At 65.3% G+C, this 12027-nt stretch carries 11 protein-coding genes; 3 read left to right on the forward strand and 8 right to left on the reverse strand.

Features of this window, described 5'->3' with window-relative positions; genetic code table 11:
- The first annotated feature begins 629 nt into the window (after window positions 1-629).
- Window positions 630-1502: a DMT family transporter gene (locus tag AC628_RS21205; RefSeq protein ID WP_074128705.1), complete on the forward strand. Its 873-nt coding sequence runs from the start codon at window positions 630-632 to the stop codon at window positions 1500-1502.
- On the opposite strand, the gene AC628_RS45405 is transcribed toward AC628_RS21205, so the two are convergent.
- The 3 genes from AC628_RS45405 to AC628_RS21215 form a co-directional block, all read right to left on the reverse strand.
- Complete coding sequence (locus AC628_RS45405; RefSeq protein WP_349510126.1) at window positions 1486-1869, reverse strand: FAD-binding domain-containing protein; 384 nt, start codon at window positions 1867-1869, stop codon at window positions 1486-1488. The genes AC628_RS21205 and AC628_RS45405 overlap by 17 nt on opposite strands.
- Complete coding sequence (locus AC628_RS45410) at window positions 1851-2525, reverse strand: deoxyribodipyrimidine photo-lyase (protein WP_245321258.1); 675 nt, start codon at window positions 2523-2525, stop codon at window positions 1851-1853. The genes AC628_RS45405 and AC628_RS45410 overlap by 19 nt, the downstream gene beginning before the upstream one ends.
- 117 nt (window positions 2526-2642) lie before the next feature.
- Entirely contained in the window at window positions 2643-3302 is a 660-nt protein-coding gene (locus tag AC628_RS21215; protein ID WP_074128706.1) for a peroxiredoxin, read from the reverse strand.
- A gap of 388 nt (window positions 3303-3690) precedes the next feature.
- On the opposite strand from AC628_RS21215, the gene AC628_RS21220 reads away from it, so the two are divergent.
- A complete protein-coding gene (locus AC628_RS21220) occupies window positions 3691-4272 on the forward strand; it encodes a hypothetical protein (protein WP_074128707.1) in 582 nt (193 codons plus the stop codon).
- Between the two features lie 64 nt (window positions 4273-4336).
- Here the strand turns inward: AC628_RS21220 and AC628_RS21225 are convergent, their stop codons facing one another.
- The 5 genes from AC628_RS21225 to AC628_RS21245 all read right to left on the reverse strand — a co-directional run bounded on the left by AC628_RS21225 (window position 4337) and on the right by AC628_RS21245 (window position 11540).
- Window positions 4337-6178, reverse strand: a complete 1842-nt coding sequence (locus tag AC628_RS21225; RefSeq protein ID WP_074128708.1) for an alkaline phosphatase family protein — start codon at window positions 6176-6178, stop codon at window positions 4337-4339.
- A 137-nt stretch (window positions 6179-6315) separates the two neighbouring features.
- Window positions 6316-9540, reverse strand: a complete 3225-nt coding sequence (locus tag AC628_RS21230) for an efflux RND transporter permease subunit (RefSeq protein ID WP_074128709.1) — start codon at window positions 9538-9540, stop codon at window positions 6316-6318.
- The gene (locus AC628_RS21235) at window positions 9533-10756 is read right to left on the reverse strand and encodes an efflux RND transporter periplasmic adaptor subunit (RefSeq protein WP_074128710.1); all 1224 of its coding nucleotides are present in this window, start codon (window positions 10754-10756) and stop codon (window positions 9533-9535) included. The genes AC628_RS21230 and AC628_RS21235 overlap by 8 nt, the downstream gene beginning before the upstream one ends.
- A 113-nt stretch (window positions 10757-10869) precedes the next feature.
- Window positions 10870-11220 (reverse strand): hypothetical protein, encoded by a 351-nt coding sequence (locus AC628_RS21240; RefSeq protein WP_143201720.1) that lies wholly within the window; start codon window positions 11218-11220, stop codon window positions 10870-10872.
- Window positions 11221-11312: 92 nt separating this feature from the next.
- Window positions 11313-11540: a hypothetical protein gene (locus AC628_RS21245; protein ID WP_074128712.1), complete on the reverse strand. Its 228-nt coding sequence runs from the start codon at window positions 11538-11540 to the stop codon at window positions 11313-11315.
- A 93-nt stretch (window positions 11541-11633) separates the two neighbouring features.
- Here AC628_RS21245 and AC628_RS46180 point away from each other — a divergent pair, with 93 nt between their 5' ends.
- Window positions 11634-11945 carry a VOC family protein gene (locus tag AC628_RS46180; protein WP_502689755.1) on the forward strand — a complete coding sequence of 104 codons (312 nt, stop codon included), beginning with the start codon at window positions 11634-11636 and terminating at the stop codon, window positions 11943-11945.
- Window positions 11946-12027 lie beyond the last annotated feature (82 nt).

Here is a 12027-nt window from a genome sequence, read left to right on the forward strand (position 1 = left end):
CGACACGAGGGGCGCTTCGCGGTCGTCACGAACGTGGGTCGAGATGCGGTGGACGCCGATTGCGCAACTGACGAGTGCGCATGAGGCGGACGGTGAAGTCGTGTGGTCCTGACGCCCTAGTGGTAGGTGTCTCCCGCGAGATGCGAAGCATCTGCGCGACGACGGTGACAACAAAGCCCAGTCTCGCCGGGGAGAGCACGAAGTAAGCCGTAGCCCATCGCGCAGGGAAAGCCGGGTCGTTTCCGGTTACACCTGTGGTCCTACCCCCGAGCTTTCTACCTTTTGCTCGGGGCCCATGGGTGCGATCGGCACCCGGCTTTCCCTGCGCCCTCTGTTGAAGAGGGCGGAACGAAATGCAAAGCTCGGACAAATCATGTCGCGAGAATGCGGGTGTATGACTGGCAAGCCACCTCATACATTCCATGTCGTCCCGGCGAAGGCCGGGACCCATAACCCCAAACGGAAATTGTTACGCGATGGTGGAATGACGAGTCCCGTTCACAACACTTGCTGCGGCGTATGGGTCCCGGCCTTCGGCGGGACGACAGTTTGCTTGTGGCATCGGTCCGTCAGCCTCACAAAAATTCGCGATTGCCGGCTGCCGCATCTTCAGGCAATGACGGCCTGCAATGAACAAGAGCTTCGAGGAAACTGCCGCTCGTCTGGCGCCGGCGATCTTTGTCGTGCTGTGGAGCACGGGATTCATCGGCACCAAATACGTCATCAACAATGCGGAGCCGCTGACCTATCTGGCGATCCGGATGGCGTTCGTGGTGGCGGTGATGGCGGTCATCGCCGCGGTGGCGCGGCCGAAATGGCCGGACCGGACCGGCGTCTTCCACAGCGCGGTGGCCGGCATCCTGGTGCACGGTTTCTATCTCGGCGGCACCGCGATCGCGATCGCGCATTCGATTCCCGCAGGCCTGTCGGCGTTGATCCCGGGGCTGCAACCGATCCTGACCTCGACCATCGCCAACCGCTGGCTCGGGGAGCGTGTCACGCCGCTGCAATGGGGCGGGTTGGTGCTCGGCCTCGCCGGCGTCGTCCTGATCCTGCACGAGCGGCCGATGACCGGCGACGCCGGATGGGGCTGGCTTGCCTCCGGCGTCTCGCTGATCAGCATCACGCTCGGCACGCTCTATCAGCGCCGCTACTGCAACCGGATCGACTGGCGCGCCGGCAACCTGGTGCAGTACGTCGCGGTGACGATCTTCTTCGGCACGGGCGCCTATCTGTTCGAGACCAGTGTCGTGCACTGGACCACCGAGTTCGTGCTGGCGATCGCCTGGCTGGTGTTCGCACTGTCGATCGGCTCGATCGGGCTGTTGTACTGGTTGATCCGTCACCGTGCCGCAACCTCCGTCGCGAGCCTGTTCTATCTGGTGCCGGCAACGACCGCGCTGATGGCCTATGTCCTGTTCGGCGAGCGGCTGGATTATGTTGCGATTGCCGGCATGGCGGCCTGCGCCGCCGCGGTGCTGCTGGTCAATCGCGGCGCTTAGTCTTTGCCACGGATCTTCGCGTAAGCCGCAAGCGCGCGTTCGGGCCCTGCTTGTGATCGACGATCGGCTTCGGATAGCCCTTGCCGAGTTCGATGCCGGCACTGGCGAGCTCGATCGGCGTCGCGGCCCAGGGCTGATGGATCACATCGTTGGAGAGCCGCGCCAGCTCGGGCACCCAGCGCCGGACATAGGCGCCGTCCGGATCGAATTTCTCGCCCTGCAGGATCGGGTTGAAGACGCGGCGTCTGCGCCGGAGCCGGCGACCCATTGCCAGTTTCGCCGGGTTGGAGCCGGCATCGGCGTCAACCAGCGTGTCCCAGAACCATTGTTCGCCCGCACGCCAGTCGATCAGGAGGTGCTTGACCAGGAACGAGGCGACAGGCGCGAGGTGCCGTCGCGGTCCGGCCGGTCGCGGTCGTCGGAATAGCCGCGAATGGTCTCATCGAGGAACGCCTTCAGCCGCGCCTGCGCGCCGGCCTCGCCCGGCGTCCAGCTCTCGCGCAGGCCGCCGGCCCAATCCGGCCTTGTCGGCTCGAGCGTCCAGCCGTCGAGCGCTTCGCTCGCGACGCCGCCGATCGATGTGAACTTCTTCGGCGCCGGCAACGGCTTTGCCGGATCGCCGAGCCCTTGCACGCGCCGCCAGAACGGAGTGAACACACGCAGGCCCCGGTTGTCCTTGTTGCGGATCGCCTTGGGGTCGACCAGCAGGTCGCCGGGGAAGATTTCCGAGCCGATGCCGTCACTTGCGAGTGCGGATTCAATCTCTCCGGCAATTGCGTGATGCGGCGCCTGCGCGATGGTGTTCCAGAACACGGCCTGCGCATTGATCTCGTGCGCCAGGGCGGCAATCACGGCAGCGGCCGGCCCGGTGCGTAGCACCAGCGTTCCGCCGATGGCGTTGAGACTCTTGCCGAGCGCGCGCAGCGATTGCGAAAGCCACCAGCGCGTCGCGCCCCCGAGGGGGCGCGCGGCAGGAGGTTTAAGCACAAGGCTTTGTTCGTCGCGGACGTAGAGGCCAACCACGGGCGCGCCGCGGCCGGCCGCCTCATGCAGGGCCGGGTGATCCTACAGCCGCAAATCGTCGCGGAACCAGACGATAACGGGCCGTGCGCGGGTCACCCGGACGCTACGTACCTGCCGTTACTTCGGCTGCGGCACGATGCGGATATAGGGCTTCGGCGCCTTCCAGCCCTGCGGGTAGATCGTCTTGGCCTCGTCGTCGCTGACCGAGCCCGCGATGATCACGTCCTCGCCCTGCTTCCAGTCGGCAGGGGTGGCGACGCGATGCTTGGCGGTCATCTGCAGCGAGTCGATCGAGCGCAGGATCTCCTGGAAGTTCCGGCCGGTGGTCATCGGATAGACCATCACGAGCTTGATCTTCTTGTCCGGTCCGATCACGAACACGTTGCGGACGGTCTGGTTGTCGGCCGCGGTGCGGGTGAGGGGATCGCCCGAGGTCGAGGCCGGCAGCATGTCGTAGAGCTTCGACACGTTGAAGTCGGTGTCGCCGATCATCGGGTAGTTCGGCGCGGCGCCCTGGGTCTCCTTGATGTCCTCGGACCATTTGGCGTGGCGGTCGACCGGATCGACCGACAGGCCCATCAGTTTGACGCCGCGCTTGTCGAATTCGGGTTTCAGGCGGGCGAGTGCGCCAAGCTCGGTGGTGCAGACCGGGGTGAAGTCCTTGGGATGGGAGAACAAAAGCACCCAGCTGCTGCCGATCCAGTCGTGGAACTTGATCTTTCCTTCGGTGGTCTCGGCTTCGAAGTCGGGAGCGACGGCGCCAATCTGAAGTGCCATGATTTTACCTCATCTCTTTGAAGTTGCTGCAAAATTTGTATTTGAGGCGGTCTGTTCCAGTATAGGACTGGAAAAGGCTTAAGTGAACGGGTTCTGAAAAAAGGTGAAACATTTCTCCTTGAGCGTGGAATTCCAAGCAACTTGTTTTGATCCAAACCTCCGCGACGAAATATCAGCTGCGGCACAAAAGCTTGGAAATGCCCAGATAATGCCGCTTATCGCCGTCATCACGCCGGCCCTGGCTGCTATAGGACTGAACCGTGACAGCGTTTAAAGCGACCAAATAGCAACCATCTAAAAATCTCGGAACCCAAGTTCCGAATCATTAACCACTCGTTTACGCCCGCATGGAAAAGCTGGCCTGAGATAGGAATTGAAAGCTCCCACAATGTCTACCCCAAGTACCAAGACCGCTGAGGCTCTCAGCGGTGCGTTGTCCCCATCCTGCCGCAAGACCGCCGCCCATGCGCTGACCATCGTGCGCGACGGCGTCATCACCGGCGAAGGCCCGACCACCAAGGGCCGTATCCATTTCTCCCGGTCACTTGATGCCGATGACGCTGCCTGGTGCGCGCGCATCCTGACGGCGGCCGCGGTCGAGCATCAGCCGGTCAGCCGGGCTGAGATCGAGGCGCTGTTTTCGATCAACGAGGCCGCTGCCGAGCGTAGCGATGGCGGCCGGTTCGACGATCTGCTCGCCAAGGCGATCGCCCATCACGCCGCGTCCGAGTCCGGCCTGCCGGTGCCGCCGCGCACGGTGGCGCTGTCGGCGGACACCGAAATCGATCGCTGGGCACCGACCCAGGGAACGAAGATCGACACCAAGGTTCTGGAGTGGATCGCGGGCCGGATGCGCGGTCAGCGCCGCACCGGGCGTGCGCTGGCGGCAATGGTGGCGACGCTGGTCGGCGCGGCCGCGCTGCCGCTCGCGACCCAACTGCCCAATGTGTTCGACATCGGAATGATGTGACCTTCATCCGGGATGATGCGTGCATCATCCCGAACGAGAAGGCTTCAGGCGAGAGCGGCGGGGATCACTTCCCCGCCGTTTTCTGTTTGCCGTCGGTCTCCTCGAGCCCGAGCGTGCGGCCTGGGAACCCGGCGACGTCGAAATAGCGGGTCGAGAGCACGCGCTGGAATTTGAGCACGGTGCGCAGGCCGTTGGCGGACGGCTTCTTCGACACAAGGGTACCCTCGGCCATCTTCGGCACGATGCCGTTCGGCAGCGCTTCCGACATCACCCGGCCGATCAACCCGCCATTGTTCGGCGCGCGCAGGCCGAGCAGCTGCGCCGCAGTCATGCCGACATCGGCGTTGCTGACCGGCAGCGGGTCGACATAGCCGGCCTTGAAGTCGGGGCCGATCGCCGCGGTGAAGTTGTAGGTGTCGCCGCGGCTGAAGCTGCCGTGCATGCCCTGGCCCTGGCGCAGCACGGTGTCGGCGATCTGCACTGAACAGTTGGTCGGGATCTCGCAGCCGCTCGACCAGGAGCGGAAGTTGACCACGATCGACGGGTTCGGCGTCACCGCCTTGCCCTTCAGATTGAGGTTCGACATCGGCAGAGTGCCGGGGAAGGTGCCGAGCTTGTCGTCGACGAAAAGGCCGCTGACATAGTCCTGCTCGAGCAGCGCCTTGATCACGCGGTCGGCGAGCTTCTTGTCGCGGTTCGGCAGGTAGATCAGGTCCGAGCCGCCATTGGTCGCGACCACGACGTCAGGCTTGGCCGGGTCCTGGCCGAGCACGCCGTTGCCGGCCTTCGGATGGGCGTTGTCGGCGACCTTGGCGTTCTTGTCGTTCGGATCGAACAGCGGCAGGTCCAGCGCCTTGGCGAGATCGATCGCCAGAAAGCCCATCGGCAGGAAATCCTTCGGCGTGTCGTCGTAGGCGATCTTGGCCGAGGGGCTGGTCTTGCTCTCCTTCGAGATCGTCGAGAAGCCGTGGTCGGAGGAGACCATGATGTTGGTGGTGGCGGACAGCCCGAGCTCGTCGAGCGCCTTGCGGAGCTGGGCGAGGTTGTTGTCGGCATTCTTGATGCCGGCCATCGAGGTCAGGCCGTTGATGCCGGGCGTGATGGTGTTGAGGCTGTCGCCGGTGTTGTGCTGGCTGCCATCCGGGTCGCGCGACCAGAACACCAGCACGAACGGCTTGTTGCGCGCCTTGAACATCGGCAGCACGACCTTGGTGGCGACGTCGGCCATGTAGGCCTGCTGCGCGACGTTGGCGACCGTGGTGCCCGGCGTCTTGGCGTCGCCCGCCTTGGCATTGTCGCCGCGGCTCGGCGTCGCGAGCGGCAGGCCGGCCTTGGTCAGTGCCTCCTTCATCTCGTCGGAGAGCGGCACGCCGGTCTTGCCGCCGGTGGAATCGTCGACCACGATCGTGTTCTTGCCGCGATCGGTGTGGTCGAACAGCAGGGTGGGGCCGACCTTGCCGATGGCGGCGGTGCTAAAACCCTGGCCGCGGGCCATCTTCAGCAGCGTCTCCTCGTTGAGGTAGTCGCCATTGAAGTGATCGTCGATGTCGGCGAGCACGGCGTCGTTCTCGATGAACGGCACCACGGTGTCGCCGGCCGGCGCCGAGGTGTAACCGGTAAAGATCGTGTTCGAGAACGTGCCGGTGTCGCCGAGATAGTGGCCGGTCGACAGCGCCGAGCTGTTCGCCATCGTGAACGTCGGGAACAGCGAGTGCGAGTTCTTGAAGTGGACGCCCTTGTCGCGGATCTCGGCCATCGCAGGCGCCGTCTCCGGCGTCACGATGCCGCCGCGCAGGCCGTCGGGGACGAACAGGATCAGGTTGCGGGGTTTAGCATTTTGCGCGGAGGCGGCGCCGGCTGAAAGCGCGATCATGCTCGCGGACAACAATGTAATGGCACGGCGCATTTTGTTATTCCCCCTGATGAAGCCCGCGGCAGCCCGCCGCTGCCTTCGTTTAGTTTTGCCATATGACAGAAATGTTACAGCGCTGGTTCGGCGCTGTAACTGCCGTTTTTTTCCGCGGACCGCCGGCCAGCGCGCGGTCATTCCGCAGGCTGAATCGCGGTTCTCTCATTGCGCGCAGCGCTGCCGGCGTGCCCGTACCGTGCGTAGAGTGCGGGCAGCACGGCAAGCGTCAGCAGGGTCGCGCTGATCAGGCCGCCGATCACGACGGTGGCGAGTGGCTTCTGCACCTCGGCGCCGGTGCCGGTAGCGAATGCCATCGGCACGAAACCGAGCGAGGCAACCAGCGCGGTCATCACCACGGGCCGGAAGCGGGTGAGGGCGCCTTGCTCGATGGCCTCCCGCATCGGCACGCCTTGCTCGCGCAATTGCCTGACGAAGCTCAGCATCACGAGCCCGTTCAGCACCGCAACGCCCGACAGCGCGATGAAGCCGACTGCCGCCGAGATCGAGAACGGCATGCCGCGCAACCACAGCGCCGCGATGCCGCCGGTGAGCGCCAGCGGCACCGCGCTGAACACCAGCAGCGCATCGCGCGCTGAGCCCATCGCCGCCAGCAGCAACAGGAAGATCATCGCAAAACAGGCCGGCACCACGACGGCAAGCCGCTGGCGCGCCGCGGCGAGATTCTCGGACTGGCCGCCCCAGGTCATCCAGTAGCCGGGCGGCAACGCCACGGATTGCGCGACCTTGGCCTGCGCTTCCTCGACCACCGAGCCGAGATCGCGGCCGCGGACATTGGCGGTCACCACGATGCGGCGCTTGCCGTTCTCGCGGCTGATCTGGTTCGGCCCTTCGGTGAAGGAGAATTGCGCGACGCGATTGAGCGGCAGGCTCTGCACCGGCGAACTCGGCGTTGCCTTGGGCAAGGCAACCGGCAGATTGCTCAACGCCTCGAGATCGGAGCGCACGCTCTCCGGTAACCGCACCACGATATCGAAGCTGCGATCGCCTTCGTAGACGACGCCGGCGTCCTGGCCGCCGACCGCGGCACCGATCACGTCCTGGACCTCGGCGACGCTGAGGCCTCGCCGGGCAATCGCCGCCTTGTCGACCTTGATCTCGAGCACGGGCAGGCCGCCGGCCTGCTCGACCTTGACGTCGGTCGCACCGCGCACGCCGCGCAGCACGGCTGCGATCTGGTTGGCGGCCTTCTGCATCGGTTCGAACTCGTCGCCGAACACCTTGACCGCGATGTCGCCGCGAACGCCGGCGAGCAGTTCGTTGAAACGCATCTGGATCGGCTGGGTGAATTCATAGACGTTGCCGGGCAGCCGGCCGACCGCCTTCGAGATGTCCTCGATCAGCTGCTCCTTGGTCAATGATGGATCCGGCCACTGCGCGCGGGGCTTGAGGATGATGAAGGTGTCGGACGCGTTCGGCGGCATCGGGTCGCTCGCGACCTCCGCGGTGCCGGTCTTGGAGAAGACGAACGACACTTGCGGGAAGCGGCTGACCGCCTTCTCGACCGACAGCTGCATCGCCTGCGACTGCGACAGCGCCGTGCTCGGAATCCTGAGCGCGTGCATGGCGATGTTCTTCTCGTCGAGCGAGGGGATGAACTCCTGGCCGAGGCGGAAGAACCCGAACAGCGCAGTTGCGAACAGCACGACTGCAACCGCGATGACGGGAACGGGCGTTGCCACCGCGCGCCGCAGCAGCGGGCTGTACCAGCGCTTCAACGCGGCAACGAGCCAGTTCTCCTTTTCCTGGACCCGACCGGTGATTCCGATCGCGATCAGCGCAGGGACCAGCGTCAATGACAGCACGAAGGCGGCCGCGAGCGCGAGGATCACGGTGAGCGCCATCGGCTCGAACATCTTGCCTTCGACGCCGGTGAAGGTGAGCAGCGGGACATAGACCAGCAGGATGATGGCCTGACCGTAAAGGCTCGGCTGCACCATCTCGACAGCGGAGGCGCGTACCGTCGCCAGCCGTTCGTCGCGCGTCAACACGCGGCCGAGCGCGTGCTGTTTCTCGGCGAGATGACGCAGGCTGTTCTCGGTGATGATGACCGCGCCGTCGACGATCAGGCCGAAATCCAGCGCGCCGAGGCTCATCAGATTCGCGCTGATGCGCCCTTGCCACATGCCGATGGCGGTCATCAGCATCGCGATCGGGATCACCAGCGCGGTGATCAGCGCCGCCCGGAAATTGCCGAGCAGCACGAACAGCACCGCGATCACGAGCAGCGCGCCTTCGCCGAGGTTGCGCGCGACGGTGCCGATCGCCGCATCGACCAGCTGGGTGCGATCCAGCACCGTCTCGACCTTGACGCCGGCCGGCAGGGACGGCGTGATCGCGCGCAGCTTGGCATCGACCGCGGCCGACACGGTGCGGCTGTTGGCGCCGATCAGCATCAGCGCCGTGCCGACCACGACCTCGCGGCCGTTCTCGCTGGCGCTACCAGTGCGCGTCTCGCCGCCGATCGAAAGCGTCGCGAGATCGCGGATCCGGACCGGGACGCCGCCACGGGTGGTGACGACGACCGCGCCGAGCTCCTCGATGTTCTCCAGGCGACCGCCGGAGCGGACCACGAAGCCTTCGCCGTTGCGCTCGATGTAGCGCGCACCGCGGCTGACATTGTTGGTTTCGATCGCCTTGGCGACATCGGCAAAGGTGAGGCCGAGCGCAATCAGCTTCGCCGCATCGGGATGCACCTGGTATTGCTTGAGGTAGCCGCCGATCGAATCGACGCCGGCGACACCCGGCACCATCTTGATCTGCGGCCTGATGATCCAGTCCTGCACCGCGCGCAGATAGGCGTCCTTCTCGACCTCGCTTTGCAGCATTTGGCCGTCCGCCGTAAGGAAGCGGCCGTCGCTTTGCAGGCCCGGCGATCCGTCAGTCTGCGCCTTCTCGCCGGAGTAATGGACGGTCCACATGTAGATTTCGCCAAGACCGGTCGAGGTCGGGCCGATCCGCGGCTCGATGCCCTGCGGCAGGCGCGCGCGCACTTCGGTCAAGCGCTCGCCGACCTGCTGGCGGGCGAAATAGATGTCGGTGGCTTCGCTGAACGCCGCCGTGATCTGCGAGAAGCCGTTGCGGGAGAGCGAGCGCGTGCTCTCCAGCCCCGGCGCGCCGGCGAGTGCTGTTTCGATTGGGAAGGTGATCTGCTTCTCGATCTCAGCCGGCGACAGCGCCGGGGCCACGGTGTTGATCTGCACCTGCTTGTTGGTGATGTCGGGCACCGCGTCGATCGGCAGCTTCGTCAACGCGAGGCCGCCGAGGAACATCAGGATCGCCGCCAGTGTGACGACGACCCAGCGCCGCTGGATCGCAAGACCGATGATGCGCTCAATCATGGCCGTGCTCCGCCTCGTCCTTTTCGACCTCCGCCTTCAGCGTGAAGGTGTTCTGCACCGCGATGGTCTCGCCGGCGGCGAGACCCGAAATAATCTCGATATCGTCGTCGTCCTCGCGGCCGGTCCGCACGGACCTCGCCTCGAAGCCGTCGGCATCGCGCACGAACACGGTTGGCGTCCCCTTGATGGTTTGAAGCGCCTTTTTCGACACAATGACGGTCGACGGCGCGCCTGACAGCGGCACCTCCGCGGTCACGAAGGTGCCCGGCTTCCAGCGGTGATCCCGGTTGGGCAGGGTGGCGATCACCCGGGCGTTGCGGGTCTCGCGGTCGAGCAGGGGGCTGACGAAGATCACGCCGGCGCTGGCTTCATCCTCGGTGCCGATGGCGCGGATCTTCACCGAAACGCCTTCGCGGACCGCGTTGATGTCCTCGGGTGAAACCGCGAGATCAACCCAGATGTCGTCGAGATTGACGATGACGTAGAGCTCGCTTTCCTGGCCCTCGCGCCCGATCAATCCGCCGAGATCGACGCGGCGCTCGGAGACCCGGCCGCTGATCGGCGCACGCAGGAACTGGGTCCGCAGGCTTTCGGGGGGCTGGTTGGGCAGATCGGCGATCTCGCTTTCCGACAGGCCCAGCGCAAACAGTTTCTGCCGCGCGCCGTCGAGCTTGATCTGCGCGTCGTTCGCGGTCAGCCGCGTGCGCAGGAACTCGTTTTCCGACACGATGCGGGTCTCGACCAGCGTCTTTTGCCGTGCGTAGAGGGTCTGCTGCAGATCGTTGGTGAGCCGTGCTGCGAGGTATTCGCTCTTGGCGTCGGCGACCTCGCGGCTTTCGATCGCCGCGACGATCTCGCCCCTCTCGACGACGTCGCCGAGGCGCTTGCGCAGTTCCGTGACGGTCGCGAGCACGCGCACTGAGACGCGGCCGATATGGTCAGCGTCGGGGATCAGCGATCCCGGCGCGAGGAAGTGCCGTTTCAGCATGCCGCCGCCGGCCCGCGTGAGCGTGATGCCGGCCTCGCGAATCTGATCTTCGCTCAACTCGACATGTCCGGGGGCCTCATGCTTGGCCTCGGCTTTCTCCGGACTAGCGGTCGCAGTTTCCTGCGTCGTGGCCGGGAACTTGACCGGCCAGCCGATCCACCCGGCCGCCAGAAAGACCAGCGTGATGCCGGCGACCACGCCGGCGAAAAATAGAACAACCCGTTTCATATGCGCCTCTCCGCAGCGCATGCCGATGGCCCTGCGCTGTCGCGACCTCGATCTGTGCGGAAGCGTGCGCGCGGCCTGATAGCAGCGGCGCACGGCCCGTCATGCCGACCGGATCAGGCGCGGGGTGGTTTGAACGGAGAGAGGCGATCGGCCGACGCCGGCAGCTCGATGCGGCTGTCGCCATAGCTATGCGGCGCATAGGCGATGGGGAACGCCGTTTCCTGCGGAGCCACCGAGGCGACGTGCGTCAGGCAATGATCGCCATGCAGTGAGGCCGGATGCGCTGGAGCCTTGCCGCCGGTGTCGTTGATCGACTGTGCGATCGAGGCGACGGGAGCTGCATCGTCATCGCGGTCGGAGGTCCAGCCGTGGAAGAACGACAGCACCAGCGCAAGCGAGATCAGTCCCGCAAGCAGGCTGCGCCAGCGGCGCGGCCTCGTTGCATGAGCGGAAGACTGAATCATGGTGCGCGAAGCGGCCATGCGGCCTACTTAGCGCCGCAAGCGCGCGCATTCAAGTTCGGCGCCGCGACAGATTGGCCGTGGATACTATAACGTTACACGCTCTCTGCGCCTCGGCGCATCAGCCAGCGGCGCGCCGCGACGACGGCCCAGATCGCCTCAACCAGGCCGAACGGCCAGGCGCCCTGCAGGAAGCCGTAGGCTGAGCCGAGCGCGCAGGAGACGGCGAAGGCCAGGATGAACCAGGGACTGCGATCCTCGGCCGCATAGCAGACGAGCATCATGGTCACGGCGAACAATCCGAACAGCGTCAGCGTATCCATTCCGCAGGAGAACTCTCGTTGCAACAATGTTGATATCTGAGCGCGCCTGGGATGGTATGTCCATCCAGCCTCGCCCCCCGAACGGACTGCCCCATGAAGCGCATGCATGTTCACGTCGCCGTCAAGGACATCCCGCAATCGGTCGGTTTCTACTCGGCGCTGTTCGGGGCTGAGCCTTCGGTCGTGAAATCCGATTATGCCAAATGGATGCTCGACGATCCCCGCGTCAACTTCGCGATATGGCGACGGCACCGGCGAGCGGACCGCGCGTGTCGCGCACGAGAAGCAGGAGGGCAAGCAGAGCGCGTGTTGCGCCCCGCGGCCGCAGGCCGCGCCGCCCGCGGCCTCGGCTTGCTGCAAATCGTGAGTTGCGGTCGCGCGCATCGGGGGTCGAAGTTCTTGTAGCCCGGATGAAGCGCAGCGAAATCCGGGAGCGCGCCAACCGCTGATACGGCTCCCCCGGATTACGCTGCGCTTCATCCGGGCT

It is taken from the genome of Bradyrhizobium sp. NAS96.2 (assembly GCF_001908235.1).
Lineage (GTDB): Bacteria > Pseudomonadota > Alphaproteobacteria > Rhizobiales > Xanthobacteraceae > Bradyrhizobium.

Bases quoted from the DNA above. Each gene is read 5' to 3' on its own strand.
- AC628_RS46180 (WP_502689755.1), top strand. From the start codon at position 11,634: ATGAAGCGCATGCATGTTCACGTCGCCGTCAAGGACATCCCGCAATCG.
- AC628_RS21220 (WP_074128707.1), top strand. From the start codon at position 3,691: ATGTCTACCCCAAGTACCAAGACCGCTGAGGCTCTCAGCGGTGCGTTG.
- AC628_RS21225 (WP_074128708.1), bottom strand. From the start codon at position 6,178: ATGCGCCGTGCCATTACATTGTTGTCCGCGAGCATGATCGCGCTTTCA.
- AC628_RS21245 (WP_074128712.1), bottom strand. From the start codon at position 11,540: ATGGATACGCTGACGCTGTTCGGATTGTTCGCCGTGACCATGATGCTC.
- AC628_RS21230 (WP_074128709.1), bottom strand. From the start codon at position 9,540: ATGATTGAGCGCATCATCGGTCTTGCGATCCAGCGGCGCTGGGTCGTC.
- AC628_RS21205 (WP_074128705.1), top strand. From the start codon at position 630: ATGAACAAGAGCTTCGAGGAAACTGCCGCTCGTCTGGCGCCGGCGATC.
- AC628_RS21215 (WP_074128706.1), bottom strand. From the start codon at position 3,302: ATGGCACTTCAGATTGGCGCCGTCGCTCCCGACTTCGAAGCCGAGACC.
- AC628_RS21240 (WP_143201720.1), bottom strand. From the start codon at position 11,220: ATGATTCAGTCTTCCGCTCATGCAACGAGGCCGCGCCGCTGGCGCAGC.
- AC628_RS21235 (WP_074128710.1), bottom strand. From the start codon at position 10,756: ATGAAACGGGTTGTTCTATTTTTCGCCGGCGTGGTCGCCGGCATCACG.